This window comes from Bradyrhizobium shewense (assembly GCF_900094605.1).
Lineage (GTDB): Bacteria > Pseudomonadota > Alphaproteobacteria > Rhizobiales > Xanthobacteraceae > Bradyrhizobium > Bradyrhizobium shewense.
Window position 1 is genome coordinate 513,831 of record NZ_FMAI01000001.1, and the last position, 16,106, is coordinate 529,936.

Consider the following 16,106-nt stretch of genomic DNA (forward strand, 5'->3'; position numbering starts at 1 on the left):
AATCTCGAGGTTCCGGGTTCGCCCGCCGGGCGCCCCGGAACGACGGAGCAAGAGAAAGTCCTACTGGAACTGCGCCTTCTTGTAGTAGCCGCTGTCGACCAGCACCTTCTCCCAATTGTCCTTGTAGACCACGACCGGCTTGAGCAGGTAGGACGGCACGGTCTTGACACCGTTCTCGTAGGTCTTGGTGTCGTTGACCGTGACCTGCTTGCCGGCAAGCGCGGCGTCGACCATGTCGGCGGTCACCTTGGCGAGGTCGCGGGTATCCTTGAAGATGGTCGAGTACTGGTCACCGCGCAGCATCGCCTTGATCGAGGGCACCTCGGCGTCCTGACCCGAGATGATCGGCATCGGCTGATCGGCGCTGCCGTAGCCGACGCCCTTCAGCGAGGAGATGATGCCGATCGAGATGCCGTCATAGGGCGAGAGCACGGCGTTGATCTTCTTGTTGCCGTAGTAGGCGCTGAGCAGATTGTCCATGCGGGCCTGGGCGGTGGCGCCGTCCCAGCGGAGCGTCGCGACCTTGTCCATGCCCATCTGGCCCGAGGCGACGACGAGCTTGCCGCTGTCGATATAGGGCTTCAGCACGCTCATCGCGCCGTTGTAGAAGAAGTAGGCGTTGTTGTCGTCGGGCGAGCCGCCGAACAGCTCGATGTTGAACGGGCCCTTGCCGTCCTTGAGACCGAGGCCCTGCACGATCGACTCGGCCTGGAGCACGCCGACCTGGAAATTGTCGAAGGTGGCGTAATAGTCGACGTTCGGTGTGCCGCGGATCAGGCGGTCATAGGCGATCACGGTGATGCCCTTCGCCTTGGCCTGCTTGAGCACGTCGGACAGCGTGGTGCCGTCGATCGCGGCGATCACCAGCGCCTTCGCGCCCTTGGTCACCATGTTCTCGACCTGCGAGAGCTGGTTCGGGATGTCGTCCTCGGCATATTGCAAGTCGGTGTTGTAGCCGCGCTCCTTCAGCACCTTGACCATGTTGTTGCCGTCGTCGATCCAGCGCGCCGACGATTTGGTCGGCATCGCGATGCCGACGGTCGCCTTGTCTTGGGCGGAGGCGGTGAGGCCTGTGGCCATCGTCGCAGCGCCGGCCAGCGCCAGCGCGAGGAATGTCGTCTTCAGTGTCAGCATGTTTTACTCCCTTGGGTGTCAGACTGTTTCTTTGTTTCGTCGAGAACGTCGTCGTGGACTGCCTCTGGTCTCCTATGCGAGCTTGACGTCTGGCTCCGCGCGACCGCGCGCGGATGCCTCCAATAGAAAAGTGCAACCGGCTTGCGGATCGGCGGCGCGCGCCGCCGCGTCCATATCCTGCCACGCTGACGTGACAAGGAGGCGCGACAGATCGGGGCCGACGAAAGCGGGACAGCTTGCCTGTTTTGCCGGCACGCTCAGTGAGCGCAGACGCTCGCCTTGCGGAGAATAGACATCGACACGGCTCGCGCCCCAGCAGGCATTCCAGATCTTTCCGTCGGCATCGCACACTGAGCCATCGAGGCCGCCGAAACCGGTGTGTCGCAACAACACCTCCGGCTCGCCGCGCGGCAGACCGGTCGCGGGATTGAGCGGGACTGCGTAGAGCACGGCGCGCGCGGTGTCGGTGAAATAGCCGGTGCCGCCATCCGGCGAGAAGCAGATCGAATTGGGAATGCTGATGCCGGGAAACAGCGTCGCGATCTTGCCGCGATGGAGCGCATAGATCGCCCCTGCCTTCGGCTCAGCCTTCTTGCCCATGGTGCCGATCCAGAACGTGCCGGACTGGTGCACGCGGCAATCATTGGAGCGCGTCACGGGATTGTCCGCCTCGAGCGGAAGGAACAGCGTCATCGCGCCGTCGGCGAGCTTGCGGATGTAAAGCCCATCCTCGGCGACGATCAATTGCCGCTCGGCATCGATGCGCCCGAGCGCGCTCGCCATCCGGCCGAGCGCATGAACGCGGACGCTGCCACTGCCAAGCTGTGCCTCGAACAGCCGCCCCTCGCGGATGTCGAACCACCAGGCGGTGTCTGTGGTCACGTCATAGGTCGGGCCCTCGCCGAGATGACAGGGATCGTCCGAGAGAACTGATGTCGGCACCTGTTCCATCATGACGCCCTCACACCGAAGCGATAGACCGTGTGGTGCCGATATGCTCCGCCGGGATCGAGGCGCGGGCTCGGGAAATCCGGCCGGTTCGGCGCGTCAGGCCAGATGTGCGGCTCCAGACACATGGCATCCGACTGCCGGATCAGCTTGCCGCCCTTCCCCGAAATCGTGCCGTCGAGATAGTTGCCGGAATAGACTTGCAGGCCGGGTTGGTCGGTGAACAGCTCCATGACGCGCCCCGAGCGCGGTGCCTCCAGCCGCGCCGCGAGTGCAAGCTTGCCGTCGCGCGCAAGGCAGTAGGTGTGGTCGTAACCCCTGCCGTTGCGCAATTGCTCATCGCTCTGCCGGATGCGCTCGCCAACGGGCCGAGGCTCGCGGAAGTCGAACGGCGTGCCGGCCACCGCGCGCGGCGGTCCGGGCAGCGGAATGGCGGTGGGGTCGATGGCGAGGAAATGTTCGGCGGCAACCGTCAGCCGGTGGTCGAGAATGGGCGTGCCTGACGTTGCGCCTTCCAGATTGAAGAAACTGTGGTTGGTCAGGTTGACGATGGTGGGACGGTCGGTCCGCGCCTCCATGCTCAACGACAATTCGGTCGGGCCGGTGAGGCGATAGGTCAGGCGGACATCGAGGTGGCCGGGATAATTCTCCTCGCCATGCGGACTGACATAGGTCAGCGTCACCGCGGGCTCGGCGCCGTCGTCGATCTCCGCAATCTGCCAGAGCTTGCGGTCGAATCCATCGAGGCCGCCGTGCAGCGCGTTCGGCCCGTTGTTGACGGCAAGTTGCACCGTCTCGCCGTCGAGCGAGAACTGTCCTTTGGCAATGCGGTTGGCGTAGCGGCCGACGGTGGCCCCAAGGAACTTTCGCTCCGCGAGATAGCCGGCGAACGCGTCATGGCCGAGCACGACGTCGTCGTGACCGCCCTTCGCATCCGGCGCAATCAGCGCCTGGATCACCGCGCCGTGGGTGATGATGCGCGCCTCGAAGTCGCCCTCGCCGCGCAGCACGATGCGCTCGACCTTGCGACCGTCAGGCAGTGTTCCGAAGATGTCCTTTGTGATTTTTGATGCGGCCATGTCTAATCCACAAACGGTTCGACGACGGTGCGCCTGCCGAGCAGGAAGGCGTCGGCGACGAGGCGAAGCGGTGTCAGATCGACGTCGCTTGCGCCGGTCGCCGCGAGCTCGACGAAGCGCCGGTAGAGTCCGCGATATTCCTCATCGGGCGCCTCGGCAAGCACCTTGCCGTCGACCTCCATCCGCGCGCCACCGCTGGACAAGGTCATCCGCCCCTGGTCGGTTTCGACGACGATATCCCAGCTCTGCGGTCCGGTCTGGCGGAAATCGAACTCGGCGGTGACAGCAAGGCCGTCGATGTCGGTCAGCGTCAGGTTCGCCGCAATCGGTGCCTGGCAATTGGCGGGAAACGCCAGCTCGGCCGCGGTGACGAACACGGGCTTCGGCAGGATTTTGGTCAGGATCGACAGCGCGTTGATGCCAGGATCGAACACGCCGAGGCCGCCCGGCTCCCAGATCCAGCTCTGCCCGGGATGCCAGACGCGAACATCTTCCTTCCAGCTGATGTGCACCGACTTGATGCGCCGCTCAGTGAGCCATTGTCGCGCGGGCTCGACGGCCGGCGCATGGCGCGAATGCCAGGTCGCAAACAGCGTGCGCTTTGCCTCCGCCGCCATCGCGACCAGCGGATCGAGCTCGGCGACACCGATGCCCGGCGGCTTCTCCAGCATGACATGCTTGCCGGCGGCGAGCGCCGCGGCAGCCTGCGCGCGACGCACCTGCGGCGGTGTGCAGAGCGAGACAGCATCGATCGGAGGTCCCTTTTCCAGCAGCTCCTCGATGGTCGCAAAATGCGGCAGTCCTGGCAGCGAGGCGTTACGGCTGGCAATCGCCGCCAGCGTCGCGCCCGGCACGGCGGCGATCGCGCCGACATGCTGGTCACGCGCGATCTTGCCGAAGCCGACGATGGCGATGCGGAGTTCCGTCACGATCCCTCTCCAGATTCCACGGAGGCCGGTGCAGTCTCGATGACCGTGCCCTCATGGCGATGCATGCCGTTGTGAATGACGAAGACCATCGCCTCCGAGGCCGCTTCGGCATCGCCGGCCGCAATGGCATCGACGATCTTCTGGTGCCAGAGCAGCACCGTGTCGCGGTCTTCCAATTCGACCGGCGCACTCAGCAGGAACGAGGCGCGAAGCGCGGCCTCGATGACGTGGCCGATCGAGCGCATGAACAGGTTACCGGAGGCGCGCGCCACGGCGACGTGAAGTGCGAGGTCGGCATCGGCAAAGCCGACCGAATCGGACGCTTCGAGCCGCATGCGGTCCATGCTGCGCCGAAGCTCGGCCAGATCCTCCTCTGACCGCTGCGCAGCCGCCAGCATCGCTGCGCGCGGCTCGACCGCGAGACGGATCTCGGCGAGGTCGTTGAGGAAACGCTTGTCGATACCGGCGTCCAGATGCCAGGCCAGCACGTCGGCGTCGAACATGTTCCAGGCGGCACGTTCGCGCACGACGGTGCCGACGCGCGCCTTGGTCGTCAGCAGTCCCTTGGCGACCAGGGTCTTCACGCTCTCCCGCAGCACCGGCCGCGACACGCCGAACATCGCGATCATCTCGGCATCACCAGGCAGGCGCGTCCCTTCCGCGTAGCGGCCGGCGATAATGTCGATGCCGATCGAGCGGGCGACCTCCGCATGGTTGGAGTGAGCCCGCCGCGTCGGGATGACGACAATGCGCGATGTCATGTGGCGGCTCCTGCGCTCTTCGCCAGCGGCCGGCGCGCCAGCGCGACCAGTCCCTGCTGCAAAGCAATGAAGGCGAACAGCAAGATGCCGGTCGCGATCTTGGTCCACCAGCTCGACAGCGTGCCGTCGAAATTGATGTAGGTCTGGATCAGGCCCTGGATCAGCACGCCGAGGAAGGTACCGATCACCGACCCCTGCCCGCCCGTGAGCAGCGTACCACCGATCACGACGGCGGCGATGGTGTCGAGCTCGACGCCGACGGCGGAAAGCGAATAGCCCGCGCTGGTGTAGAACGAGAAGACGATGCCGGCGATGCCTGCGAGCAGGCTCGACAGCATGTAGATCTTCACCGTCATCTTGCCGACCGCAACGCCCATCAGGCTGGCGGTCGTCCGGCTGCCGCCGAGCGCATACACATTGGCGCCGAACCGGGTGAGATGCAGCAGCAGCGCCCCGCCGGTCACGATCGCGAGCATGATGATCGCGATCGCCGTCAATCGCCCTCCACCCGGCAATCGCAAGGCGAAATCCGACACGGTGGAATAGATCGGCGCGGTGATCGGTATGGATTCGGTGGAGAGCAGGAAGCTCGCACCGCGCGCCAGGAACATGCCGGCGAGCGTCACGATGAAGGGTGGCAAATCAAAGACATGGATCACCGCGCCCATCGCCGCACCGAAGGCCGCCGAGAGTGCGAGGACGGCGACAAAAGCAACCAGCGGCGGCATGCCCCAGCGCTCGATCGCGAGCGCAACGAAGACGGTGGTGAAGCCGATCACCGAGCCGACCGAGAGATCGATGCCGCCGGAGATGATGACGAAGGTCATGCCGGCCGCGACGATGCCGAGGAAAGCGTTGTCGGTGAGGAGATTGCCGACGACGCGGGTCGAGGCGATGTTGGGAAACTGCACGGCGCAGGCTGCGAAGCCCGCAACGAGCACGATCGCCGTGATGAGGGCGGGCGGCAGACCTCTCATGCTTTCGTCCTCCGCAGCCGCGCGGCGATGCCGGCAAAACCGGTCAGCTTGGGCGATTGCAACAACAGCACCGTGAGCACCACCACCGCCTTGACCAGCAGGTTGAATTCCGGCGGATAGCCGGACAAGAGGATGCCGGTGTTCATGGTCTGGATAATCAGCGCACCGAGGACGGCCAGCAAGAGGCTGAAGCGGCCGCCGAACAACGAGGTGCCGCCGATCACCACGGCCAGAATGGCATCGAGCTCGAGCCAGAGGCCGGCATTGTTCGCGTCCGCTCCCATGATGTCGGCCGCCGCGATCACGCCGGCCAGCGCGGCGCAGACGCCGCACCAGACATAGACCGACAGGATCATCGCACGGGTGCCGACGCCGGCAAGCTCGCTCGCGCGCGCATTGCCGCCGGTCGCCTCGATCAGGAGCCCGAGCGCGGAGCCACGCACCACCGCGCCGGTCAGGATGAGCATGCCGAGCGCAATCGCGACCGGCACGGGCAAGCCGAGCACCGAGCCATTGCCGAGCCAGACCAGATCGGGCGACGAGAAGGTCACGATGCGCCCCTCGGTGATGAGCTGGGCGATGCCGCGTCCCGCGACCATCAGGATCAACGTCGCCACGATCGGCTGCATGCCGAGTACCGCGACAAGGAAGCCGTTCCACAGGCCGCAAATCAAGCCCGCGCCGAGCGCTGCCGCCAGAACGACGGCCAGACTGTGAGTGTCGGCGAGGCTCGCCGCAATCGCGCCCGCGATCGCCATGACGGCGCCGACCGACAGATCGATGCCGCGCGTCGCGATCACCAGAACCATGCCAAGTGACAACAGTGCTACCGGCGTGCCGCGATTGAGCACGTCGATCAGGCTGCCGAACAGACGGCCGTCCTGGAGGCGCAGGTCGAAGAATTGCGGCGACACCACGCGGTCGACCGCGAGGATGACGATCAACGCGAGGATCTGGGCAAGGCCGCGGCGCGGCAAGAGCGCTGTCATGCCCGGCCCTCATGCGCAACGCCGGCGCCGTCGGCGGCGATGGCCGCGAGAATGTTGCCGACGTCGACCGCCTCGCCCGCGAGCTCCTCGACATGGGCGCGGTCGCGCAGCACCACGACGCGGTCGGAATAGGTCACGATCTCATCGAGCTCGGAGGAGATTACGAGCAGCGACAAGCCGTCGTCGCAGAGCTCGCGGATCAGGCGGATGATCTCGGCATGCGCGCCGACGTCGATGCCGCGGGTCGGCTCGTCCAGCACCAGAAGCCGCGGCGAGGTCGCGAGCCAGCGCGCCAGCAGAACCTTCTGCTGATTGCCGCCGGACAACAGGCCGACGGGGCGCTCAGCATCGGGCGGACGGATGTCGAGCATCTTGACGTAGCGGCGCGCGATCTCGTCCTGCTCGCGGCGCGACAGCGGCCGATGCAGGCCGCGCTTGGCCTGGAGCGCGAGCACGATGTTCTCGCGCACCGTGAGCTCGGCGACGATGCCGTCGGTCTTGCGCTCCTCCGGGCAATAGCCAAAGCCGTGGCGTACGCCGTCGCGGGGCGACTGCAGCCGCACCGGCGCACCCTCCACCCTCGCCTTCCCGCCATCGGCGCGCTCGGCGCCGAACACCAGCCGCGCCGTCTCGGTCCGGCCCGAGCCGAGCAGGCCGGCGAGACCGACGACCTCGCCATGGCGCAGCTCGAGATTGAACGGCGCGACATAGCCGGCCTTGCCGTAATTCTCGAAACTCGCGCAGACCTCGCGCACCTTGTGCTCGCCCACTGATGCGCGCGCGCTGGTGGTCTCGGCCAACTCGCGGCCGAGCATCAGCCGGATCAGCTCGAGGCGCGGCAGTGAGGCGGTCTCGCGCTCGCCGACGAGGCGGCCGTTACGCAGCACGGTGATGCGATCGGAGATCTCGTAGACCTGGTCGAGGAAGTGACTGACGAAGGCGATGCCGATGCCGCGCCTGGCAAGCTGACGCATGATGCCGAACAGGATCTCGACCTCGTGGCGGTCGAGGCTCGCGGTGGGCTCGTCCAGGATCAGCACGCGCGCGGAGAGATCGACGGCGCGGGCGATCGCGGTGACGTGCTGCACGGCCACCGAATAGCTGCCGAGCGGTGCGGCAACGTCGATGTCGAGGCCAAACTCCGCAAGCAGCGCCTTGGCGCGGCGGCGCATTTCGCCCTCGCGCACGATGCCGAAGCGCATTGGCTGGCGATCGAGGAACAGGTTCTGCGCCACGGACAGGTTCGGCAGCAGGTTGACTTCCTGGTAGACGGTGGCAATGCCCGCTGCCAGCGCTGCCTTGGCCGAGCGCGGCGCGACCTCTTCACCGCCGATCCTGACAATGCCGGCGTCGCGCGGGAATACGCCGGTGACGACCTTGATCAGCGTGGACTTGCCGGCGCCGTTCTCGCCGAGCAACGCATGGATCTCGCCGGCGCGCAGCGTGAAGTCGACCTCCTGCAGCGCGCGCACAGCACCAAAGCTCTTGCTGATCCCACGCACCTCAAGAAGAGGCAGAGCAGGATCGGGGCTGTTCTGCATGGCAAATTCACTCCCACCGGTGCCCGCCATTGAAGCGGACACCCAGCCTAGCCGTTCGTGCAGCGGTTTCGAAGAGGGATCGCCGGACCACAGGAAGCGTCCGGCGCGGAGCCCGCCTCAGTAACCGAGGCCCTTCTTGCTGTCGTAGATCTTCTGCGGATCGTCGGCGGCGGTATAGAGCTTGGACTCGGTCTGGATCCACTTCGGCGGAACCGTGCCTTTGCCCTTGAAGGCCGCGACGGCATCCAGTGCTGGGCCAGCCATGTTCGGCGTCAGCTCCACCGTGGCGTTCGCCTCGCCGGCAACCATCGCCTTGAAGATATCGGGGACCGCGTCGATCGAAACGGTGAGGATGTCCTTGCCGGGCTTGAGGCCGGCTTCCTTCATCGCCTGAATCGCGCCCACCATCATGTCGTCGTTGTGGGCGTAGACCGCGCAGATGTTCTTGCCGCCGCCTTCGGCCTTGATGAAGCTTTCCATCACCTCCTTGCCCTTGGCGCGGGTGAAGTCGCCGGTCTGGCTGCGCACCACCTTCAGGTTGGCGTGCTTAGCGATGGCGGTATCGAAGCCTTTCTTGCGGTTGGTGGCGACGCTGGCGCCGACCGTGCCCTGCAGCTCGACGATGTTGCAGGCCTTGGCGCCGACTGTCTTGGCCAGCCAGTCGCCGGCGACCTCGCCCTCATGCACGCTGTCCGAGGTGACGGCGGTGAGATAGAGTTCCTTGCCGGACGGATCGATGTCGCGGTCGAGCAGCACCACCGGGATCTTGGCTTCCTTGGCCTCCTTCAGCACCGAGTCCCAGCCGGTCGAGACCACGGGCGCGAGGAAGATCGCATCGACGTTCTGCGCGATGAAGGAGCGGATCGCCTTGATCTGGTTCTCCTGCTTCTGCTGCGCGTCGGCGATCTTGAGATTGACCTTACGCTTGGCCGCCTCCTGCTTGGAGACCGACGTCTCGGCCGCGCGCCAGCCGGATTCCGATCCGATCTGCGAGAAGCCGATGGTGAGCTCGGCGGCATTCGCCGGCAGCGCGAGCAGCAAGGCGGCCGTGGCGCTGGCCGCAAAGAGGGCTTTGAGGATCATCAGGCGAGTCTCCCAAGATGTTATCCGGGGCGCCGATTGGTAACATGGCACCCGCAGGCCGGCCTTCGAGGCGGCGGGAGGGACTATTTCACGGAAGATGAGTTCCGACTAGTCATATTATTTGACTATTTAGAGGAAATCGCAGCGGGGCGAGCTGAGCAGCCAGATGACACGCCAAGCGCGATTTTGTTCCGCTGATACAACGGGAAGATGAAGGGATTTTGTAGTTGGGTCCAGCCGCGGACACCGTCATGGCCGGGCTTGTCCCGGCCATCCACGCCTCACCTCGCATGACGAAGAACGTGGCTGCCCGGGACAAGCCCGGGCATGACGGCCTCATAGACGTCGGCGTGGGAGGTCAGCTGCGAGACGTAAAGCGCTAAATCAGCTTCCGCTGCGCCAGGTTTTTCATCAGCGCACCGATGCCGAAGGTCCAGGGCTCGCATTCGTCGCTGGTGCGCATGCGGTTGACGAGCTTGCCGAGCTGGGGCGCTGCGATCGTGACGATATCGTCCCGCTTGTGGGTGAACCCCTGCCCCGGCGCATCGCGATCCTTGACCGGCGCGAACATCGTGCCGAGGAACAGCACGAAGCCATCAGGATATTGATGCACCTTGCCGATGGTCTGCTCGACCAGATCGATTGGATCACGGCTGATCTTGCTGATCGAGGAATGGCCGTCGAGAACGAAGCCGTCCGTCCCCTTCACGTTCAGGCTGATGTCGAGCTTGCGCGCATCGTCGAGCGTAAAACTGTCGTCGAACAGGCGCAGCAGCGGTCCGATCGCGCAGGAGGCGTTGTTGTCCTTGGCCTTCGACAGCAGCAGCGCCGAGCGTCCTTCGAAGTCGCGCAGATTGACGTCGTTGCCGAGCGCGCCGCCGACGATCTTGCCGCGGCTCGACACGAACAGCACGAGCTCCGGCTCCGGGTTGTTCCAGGTCGATTTCGGATGCAGGCCGGCATCCATGCCGGTGCCGACCGAGGACAGCGTCGGCGCCTTGGTGAACACTTCGGCATCGGGACCGATGCCAACCTCGAGATATTGGCTCCAGGCGTTCTGATCGATCAGGACCTGCTTCAGATGCATCGCCTGGTCGGAGCCCGGCTTGAGCTTTGACAAATCGTCGCCGATCAGCCGCGTCACCTCCTTGCGGATCGCTTCGGCCGAGGCCGGATTGCCCTTCGCCCGCTCCTCAATCACGCGCTCCAGCATCGAGATGGCAAAAGTGACGCCGGCAGCTTTCAGCGTCTGCAGGTCCACGGGCGCAAGCAGCCACGGCTTTTGGCGATCGCGCTGATCCGGCGCCGTGTTGGCCACGATGGCGTCGAGATCGCCGATGCGCTCGCCCTTGGTCAGGCTCAGCGCCTTGGCCGGATTGTCTTCTTCGCAGAGCGCGCTGATGGTCGGAAATCTTGCGGTGACGTCGAACACGCCGTCGCCACGGACGGCGACCACGGCCGGACCGTTCGCCTGCGGCAGCCAGACGCGGCCGGCGAGTGTGCCGCGTGTTCCGTCCTCAGGGAGAAGGTCTTTCACCGTCAATGTCGTCATGGCCGCGCCCTCGCTGTTTCTCGGATCAGCCGCAGCCGATCACATTGGCGAAAACCAATAAACGTCTGGCGGGGGAAGTCCAGAGAGCGCGCCCCTCACTTGAACCAATGCACCAGTGCGATGCTGATGCCGAGCAGCAGCATCAGCGACAGCGTCACCGCGGCCGTCACCCGCCCGCCGACATTGGCGAGCACGCGTACGTCGACGCCGAGTCCGAGGGCCGCCATCGACACCACGGTGAGAAAGCTCGTGATCTTGGTCACCGGACCAACCACCGTCCCCGGCACAATTTCGAGGGAACGCAGCGTCGCCAGCGCCAGAAAGCCGAGGATGAACCAGGGCACCAGGCGGAAGAAGCCAACATGGGTCTTCTTGGCATCGCTCTGCCAGCGCGAGGCGGCGAGCGACAGGCCGACCACGACCGGCCCGAGCATCAGCACACGCATCAGCTTCACGAGCGTGCCGATCTGTGTCGAGACGAGCCCGGCCGGGACCGTCGCGGCCAGCACCTGCGGCACCGCATAGACCGTGAGGCCGGCGAGGATGCCGTATTGCGTGGCAGACAATTGCAACAGCGGAATCAGCAGCGGCAGGCCGAGCACCATCATCACGCCGAGGATCGCGGTGAAGGAGATCGAGGATGCGATCTCGTCATTGTTGGCGCCGATGATCGGGGCCACGGCGGCAATCGCCGAATTGCCACAGATCGAGTTGCCGCAGGCGATCAGGATCGACAGCCGCGTCGACAGGCCCAGCATCCGGCTGATGCCAAAGGAGACGCAGAGCGCAATCACCACGACCGCTGCGATCGAGGCCAACAGCGCGACGCCGGAGGCCGCGATGGCGGCGAAGCTGATCGAGGCGCCCAGCAGCATGACCGCGACTTCGAGGAGCTGTTTTGCGCTGAAGGCGATGCCGGCCTGCCAGCGCGGCGCGGGTTTCCAGAAGCTGCGCAGGGCCATCCCGAGCAGGATCGCCATCACCAGCGCCTCGACATAGGGATGCTCGAAGACGCCGAGCTCCGCCCGTTCGAGCAGGGCCGAGACACCGGCGACGGCGATACAGAGGAGGACGCCCGGAATCAGCGCGAAAATACGGCTCGCGGCGGTGGTCGGCTTGGCATCGGCCGGGCTGGATGCTTGATTCTGCGACACAAATCTCTCCCAGGGAGAAAGATTTATACGCAGCGCCAGCTCAATGGGGAATAAGTTTTCGACATATCAGGGCCGAGGGAAGTTCTGTCCTCAACCCGGAATAAACGGCCTCAGAAGATCAGGCTCTTGGCGAGCGAGGCCACACGGCTGAACCCGTCGTAAACGCCGGGTTCGAAGAACGCTGCACGCGCGAGCACGATTCCGGCCACGAGCGACCAGAACAGCCCGGTCCCGACCCGCAACAGGAGCTTTGACGCGCGCGACTTCGGCTGGGCATCCGTCGCGGATACCAACTGCTCGCCAAAGGGCTCAAATCCAGTGCGTTCCATAGCAGGCCAATCCATCAATTCCTGGCTGAAATGTCGTCTTTTCGACCCCAAACAGCAATGGAAGCGATTGGCTTTTTTGGTCCTCCGCGGGGAAACTCCTTCCGCCGGAATGACCCCGGACAACCGTTTTCTTCTTCGGGCCTATTCGGGCACCGCCCGCCCGGCTCAGAGGGCCAGATAACGCCGGCGGATCGCCTCATTGGCTTTCAGCTCGTCGATTCCGGCGGCGTAGACGATCTGGCCCTTATCAATGATCGTGGCGTGGCTCGCGAGCCCCAGGCAGAAATGCATGTTCTGCTCGGCGATCAGCACGGTCGATCCGATGCTTCGAAGCTGCCGCAACAGCTCGCCGATCCGCTGCACGATGATGGGCGCGAGCCCCTCGCTCGGCTCGTCCAGCAGCAACAGCGCCGGATTGCCCATCAGCGTGCGCGCGATGGCCAGCATCTGCTGCTCGCCGCCCGAAAGACGCCCGGCGATGCGATGGCGCAGCGGCTCCAGCAGCGGGAAGACCTCATAGATGCGCTTGATCGGCCATTCGTCCTGCCCCTCCGGCCCCCTCTTCTTCCCGATGACGAGATTGTCCTCGACGGTGTGCTCCGGAAAGATCTGGCGATCCTCCGGCACGAAGCCGAGACCGGCGCGCGCGATATGATGGGGCTTCCGGCCGGAGATCAGAGCACCGCGCAGGCTCACTTTGCCCCGCCGCGGCGGCGCCAGCCCCATGATCGCCTTCATGGTCGTCGATTTGCCGGCCCCGTTGCGGCCCAGCAGCGCCATGGTCTCGCCCTGCCGCACCGAGAGGCCGACGCCGAACAGGATCTGGCTGGTACCGTAATAGACGTCGAGATCGGCGACTTCGATGATGACGGCGCTCATGCGGCGGCTCCCGCATGTTCGGTGCCGAGATAGGCCTCAATCACGGCACTGTTGTTGCGGATCTCGTCGGGCGTGCCGGTCGCGAGAATGCGGCCATAGCAGAGCACGACGATTTTGGGCGCGATCTTGAACACGATGTCCATGTCGTGCTCGATGAAGACGACGGTGATCTTCTGAGTGTCCCAGAGCTCGCGCACCTTGTCGATCATGCGCCAGCGCTCTTCCGGGCCCATGCCGGCGGTGGGCTCGTCCAGCAGCAGCACTTTTGGTTCGAGCACCAGCGCAAGGGCAATATCGAGGAGTTTCTGATCGCCGTGTGACAGCGTCGCGGCCGTGCGGTGGCGCTTGCCGGCAAGGCCGAGCAGCTCCATCACGTGTTCGGCGCGGTCGCGCGTCTCCGCCAACGGAAAGCGCTTGTGCAGCATCGCGGACGAACGCTGGTCGGCGCTGACGGCAGCCAGCATGGTCTCCTGCACCGTCAGCGATTTAAAAATGCTCGCCACCTGGAAGGCGCGGCCGATGCCGTGACGGACGATCTCCGGGGGCGAGCGGCCGGCGAGATCGACACCGTCGAGCAGCACCTCGCCGGCGTCAGGCTTCAACGCGCCGGTGATCAAATTGAAGAACGTGCTCTTGCCGGCGCCGTTCGGACCGATCACCGCGGTGAGCGAACCGTCGGGGAAGTCGAGCGTGACATCGTTGGTTGCCTTCACGCCGCCAAAGGACTTTGCAAGGTTGCGGATCTCCAGCATCGCTAGCGGCCCTCGCCTGCGTCGCGCCGCTGCGAAAACCATTCGGCGACGAAGTCCAGCAGGCCTTTGCGCAGGCCCAGCGCGAAGAACAGGATGACTACCCCGAGCACGATGCCATGGTACTCGGTGAACCGCGTCACGGTGTCGTTGAGCAGGAGCAGCAGCACGGTGCCGACCATCGGCCCGAGGAAGGTCGAGACGCCGCCAAGCATGTTGATGAAGATGCCCTCGCCCGAGATGGTCCAATAGGCGAATTCCGGATAGGCGCCGGAGACGAACAGCGCCATCACCATGCCGCCCATCGCCGCAAACAGCGCCGCCAGCACGAACACGGTGAGTTTTGCGCGCCAGACATCGATACCGAGAAAGCTCGCGCGCGCGGCATTGTCGCGGATCATGCGCAGGGTGTAACCGAACGGCGATTGCGCGATCTGGCGCATCCCGAGCAGACCGAGGATCAACAGCGCGCAGCTCGCGATGTAGAGATGGACGTGGTTGGCCAGGTCGATGCCGAGAAAGACCGGTCGCGAAATGCCGCCGCGCAGGCCCTGGTCGCCGCCGGTGAACGAAGCCCAAGACAGGATGGTCGAGTGGATCAGCATCTGGAAGGCGAGCGTGACGAAGGCGAAATAGATCTCCTTCAGCCGCACGCAGATCGCGCCGATGACGGCCGCGATAACCGCCGTGATCGCAAGCGTCGCCACGAAGGCGACCGGAATGGGTACGCCGAGCTTCTGCATGATCAGGCCGAAACTGTAGGCACCAAGGCCGAAGAACATGCCATGGCCGAACGAGGTCAGGCCGGTGTAGCCGACCAGGAGGTTGAGCGAGGTCGCGAACAGCCCGTAGGCGGAGCAGCGGATGACGAAATCGAGCAGCGCCTTGCTGCCCGTCAACAGCGGCAGGCTCGCCAGCACGGCAAAGGCGACCAGCGCGATCAGGACGTCGCGATAGCGTTGCAGCACCGAGCCACCGCGCAGGGGTGCCAGCCCTTGCGCGCGTCCGGCCTCCAGCTCGGTCATGCCGCCTCCTTGCCGAACAGGCCGGTGGGTTTCGAGACCAGCACGATCACCATGAACAGATACATCAGGCCTTCGGTGAACAGTGGAAAGCCGAGCGAGCCGAACGAGCGGATCAGGCCGAGCAGAAGCGCGCCGATCAGGGCGCCCAGGATCGAGCCCATGCCGCCAATCACGGTGACGATGAAGGATTCGATCAGCACCGAGAATCCCATCCCGGGCGTGAGCGAGCGCACCGGCGCGGCGAGCGCACCCGCGAGGCCCGCCAGCATGCCGCCGAGCGCGAACACGCCGCCATAGATCAGGCCGGTGTTGATGCCGAGCGCGGACACCATGCCGGGATTTTGCGCGGCGGCCCTGATCACCTTGCCGATCCGGCTCCGCGACAGCCCGATGCCGAGCACAATGGCCGCGACAAGCGCGACGCCGATCAGCAGCAGATAATAAGGCGGCACCACGCCGCCGGCGATGAACAGCGGCATCACCTGGAACGCGGAAGGCATGCCCATCGACTTGAATTCGGGCCCCCAGATCAGGCGCACGACATCGTCGAAGATCAGCACGAAGGCGTAGCAGACGAGGAGCTGCATCAAGACGTCCGCGCCATAGACGCGGCTCATGAAGACGCGCTCGAAGATCAATCCGAGAATGGCGGTGCCGGCCGCGCCCGCCAGCATCGCGAGTGCGAAGCTCCCCGTGAGCTGATAGGCGGTCATCGCGAAATAGGCGCCGAACATGTAGAAGGCGCCGTGGCTGAAATTGACCACCTTGAGCACGCCGAAGATCAGCGTCAGCCCGACCGCGACCAGGAACAGCAGCATGCCGATGATGAGGCCGCTGGTGGTCTGCGTCACCAGGCAGGCGGAGCTGGAGAGGCAGCCGGCAAGCGCGTCGAGATCCACGAGAGCACTTTCATTGTCGGGCGCCTGACAGGGCGCGAAAAATCAAACGAAAACGGCGAAGACGGTCGCCCGTCTCCG

At 65.1% G+C, this 16,106-nt stretch carries 16 protein-coding genes; all 16 read right to left on the bottom strand.

Translation table 11 applies throughout. The annotated features are described in order from the left end of the window. Window positions 1-60 precede the first annotated feature (60 nt). Complete coding sequence (gene chvE, locus GA0061098_RS02165; RefSeq protein ID WP_091952917.1) at window positions 61-1,134, bottom strand: multiple monosaccharide ABC transporter substrate-binding protein; 1,074 nt, start codon at window positions 1,132-1,134, stop codon at window positions 61-63. A gap of 72 nt (window positions 1,135-1,206) precedes the next feature. Then, a complete protein-coding gene (locus tag GA0061098_RS02170) occupies window positions 1,207-2,085 on the bottom strand; it encodes an SMP-30/gluconolactonase/LRE family protein (RefSeq protein ID WP_165637146.1) in 879 nt (292 codons plus the stop codon). Beyond that, window positions 2,085-3,161, bottom strand: coding sequence for an aldose epimerase family protein (locus tag GA0061098_RS02175; protein WP_091952923.1), 1,077 nt, complete (start codon window positions 3,159-3,161; stop codon window positions 2,085-2,087). The genes GA0061098_RS02170 and GA0061098_RS02175 overlap by 1 nt, the downstream gene beginning before the upstream one ends. 2 nt (window positions 3,162-3,163) lie before the next feature. Next, window positions 3,164-4,090, bottom strand: coding sequence for a Gfo/Idh/MocA family protein (locus GA0061098_RS02180; RefSeq protein WP_091952927.1), 927 nt, complete (start codon window positions 4,088-4,090; stop codon window positions 3,164-3,166). Beyond that, window positions 4,087-4,851 (bottom strand): FadR/GntR family transcriptional regulator, encoded by a 765-nt coding sequence (locus GA0061098_RS02185; RefSeq protein WP_091952930.1) that lies wholly within the window; start codon window positions 4,849-4,851, stop codon window positions 4,087-4,089. Before GA0061098_RS02185 ends, GA0061098_RS02180 begins: the two co-directional genes overlap by 4 nt. Further along, window positions 4,848-5,828: a galactofuranose ABC transporter, permease protein YjfF gene (gene yjfF, locus GA0061098_RS02190; RefSeq protein ID WP_091952932.1), complete on the bottom strand. Its 981-nt coding sequence runs from the start codon at window positions 5,826-5,828 to the stop codon at window positions 4,848-4,850. Before yjfF ends, GA0061098_RS02185 begins: the two co-directional genes overlap by 4 nt. After that, window positions 5,825-6,817, bottom strand: coding sequence for an ABC transporter permease (locus GA0061098_RS02195; RefSeq protein WP_091952935.1), 993 nt, complete (start codon window positions 6,815-6,817; stop codon window positions 5,825-5,827). The genes yjfF and GA0061098_RS02195 overlap by 4 nt, the downstream gene beginning before the upstream one ends. Then, window positions 6,814-8,358, bottom strand: a complete 1,545-nt coding sequence (locus GA0061098_RS02200) for a sugar ABC transporter ATP-binding protein (protein WP_165637101.1) — start codon at window positions 8,356-8,358, stop codon at window positions 6,814-6,816. The genes GA0061098_RS02195 and GA0061098_RS02200 overlap by 4 nt, the downstream gene beginning before the upstream one ends. 117 nt (window positions 8,359-8,475) lie before the next feature. Next, window positions 8,476-9,441 (bottom strand): galactofuranose ABC transporter, galactofuranose-binding protein YtfQ, encoded by a 966-nt coding sequence (gene ytfQ, locus GA0061098_RS02205; protein WP_018315902.1) that lies wholly within the window; start codon window positions 9,439-9,441, stop codon window positions 8,476-8,478. A 379-nt stretch (window positions 9,442-9,820) separates the two neighbouring features. Next, window positions 9,821-10,993, bottom strand: coding sequence for a fumarylacetoacetate hydrolase family protein (locus tag GA0061098_RS02210; RefSeq protein ID WP_091952941.1), 1,173 nt, complete (start codon window positions 10,991-10,993; stop codon window positions 9,821-9,823). 95 nt (window positions 10,994-11,088) lie between these two features. Next, window positions 11,089-12,147 carry a YeiH family protein gene (locus GA0061098_RS02215; RefSeq protein ID WP_091952944.1) on the bottom strand — a complete coding sequence of 353 codons (1,059 nt, stop codon included), beginning with the start codon at window positions 12,145-12,147 and terminating at the stop codon, window positions 11,089-11,091. 110 nt (window positions 12,148-12,257) lie between these two features. Further along, on the bottom strand, window positions 12,258-12,476 hold the full coding sequence (locus tag GA0061098_RS02220) for a hypothetical protein (protein ID WP_018315898.1): 219 nt from the start codon (window positions 12,474-12,476) through the stop codon (window positions 12,258-12,260). Between the two features lie 165 nt (window positions 12,477-12,641). After that, window positions 12,642-13,355 (bottom strand): ABC transporter ATP-binding protein, encoded by a 714-nt coding sequence (locus GA0061098_RS02225; RefSeq protein WP_091952947.1) that lies wholly within the window; start codon window positions 13,353-13,355, stop codon window positions 12,642-12,644. Continuing rightward, window positions 13,352-14,107 carry an ABC transporter ATP-binding protein gene (locus tag GA0061098_RS02230; protein WP_091952951.1) on the bottom strand — a complete coding sequence of 252 codons (756 nt, stop codon included), beginning with the start codon at window positions 14,105-14,107 and terminating at the stop codon, window positions 13,352-13,354. Before GA0061098_RS02230 ends, GA0061098_RS02225 begins: the two co-directional genes overlap by 4 nt. A gap of 2 nt (window positions 14,108-14,109) precedes the next feature. Beyond that, window positions 14,110-15,129, bottom strand: coding sequence for a branched-chain amino acid ABC transporter permease (locus tag GA0061098_RS02235; RefSeq protein WP_091952954.1), 1,020 nt, complete (start codon window positions 15,127-15,129; stop codon window positions 14,110-14,112). After that, window positions 15,126-16,028 carry a branched-chain amino acid ABC transporter permease gene (locus GA0061098_RS02240; protein ID WP_091952957.1) on the bottom strand — a complete coding sequence of 301 codons (903 nt, stop codon included), beginning with the start codon at window positions 16,026-16,028 and terminating at the stop codon, window positions 15,126-15,128. Before GA0061098_RS02240 ends, GA0061098_RS02235 begins: the two co-directional genes overlap by 4 nt. Window positions 16,029-16,106: the final 78 nt, after the last annotated feature.

What these genes read in the sequence shown, in the direction of transcription:
- chvE (WP_091952917.1), bottom strand. Translation starts at nt 1,134, where the DNA reads ATGCTGACACTGAAGACGACATTCCTCGCGCTGGCGCTGGCCGGCGCT.
- GA0061098_RS02170 (WP_165637146.1), bottom strand. Translation starts at nt 2,085, where the DNA reads ATGGAACAGGTGCCGACATCAGTTCTCTCGGACGATCCCTGTCATCTC.
- GA0061098_RS02175 (WP_091952923.1), bottom strand. Translation starts at nt 3,161, where the DNA reads ATGGCCGCATCAAAAATCACAAAGGACATCTTCGGAACACTGCCTGAC.
- GA0061098_RS02185 (WP_091952930.1), bottom strand. Translation starts at nt 4,851, where the DNA reads ATGACATCGCGCATTGTCGTCATCCCGACGCGGCGGGCTCACTCCAAC.
- yjfF (WP_091952932.1), bottom strand. Translation starts at nt 5,828, where the DNA reads ATGAGAGGTCTGCCGCCCGCCCTCATCACGGCGATCGTGCTCGTTGCG.
- GA0061098_RS02195 (WP_091952935.1), bottom strand. Translation starts at nt 6,817, where the DNA reads ATGACAGCGCTCTTGCCGCGCCGCGGCCTTGCCCAGATCCTCGCGTTG.
- GA0061098_RS02200 (WP_165637101.1), bottom strand. Translation starts at nt 8,358, where the DNA reads ATGCAGAACAGCCCCGATCCTGCTCTGCCTCTTCTTGAGGTGCGTGGG.
- ytfQ (WP_018315902.1), bottom strand. Translation starts at nt 9,441, where the DNA reads ATGATCCTCAAAGCCCTCTTTGCGGCCAGCGCCACGGCCGCCTTGCTG.
- GA0061098_RS02210 (WP_091952941.1), bottom strand. Translation starts at nt 10,993, where the DNA reads ATGACGACATTGACGGTGAAAGACCTTCTCCCTGAGGACGGAACACGC.
- GA0061098_RS02220 (WP_018315898.1), bottom strand. Translation starts at nt 12,476, where the DNA reads ATGGAACGCACTGGATTTGAGCCCTTTGGCGAGCAGTTGGTATCCGCG.
- GA0061098_RS02225 (WP_091952947.1), bottom strand. Translation starts at nt 13,355, where the DNA reads ATGAGCGCCGTCATCATCGAAGTCGCCGATCTCGACGTCTATTACGGT.
- GA0061098_RS02230 (WP_091952951.1), bottom strand. Translation starts at nt 14,107, where the DNA reads ATGCTGGAGATCCGCAACCTTGCAAAGTCCTTTGGCGGCGTGAAGGCA.
- GA0061098_RS02235 (WP_091952954.1), bottom strand. Translation starts at nt 15,129, where the DNA reads ATGACCGAGCTGGAGGCCGGACGCGCGCAAGGGCTGGCACCCCTGCGC.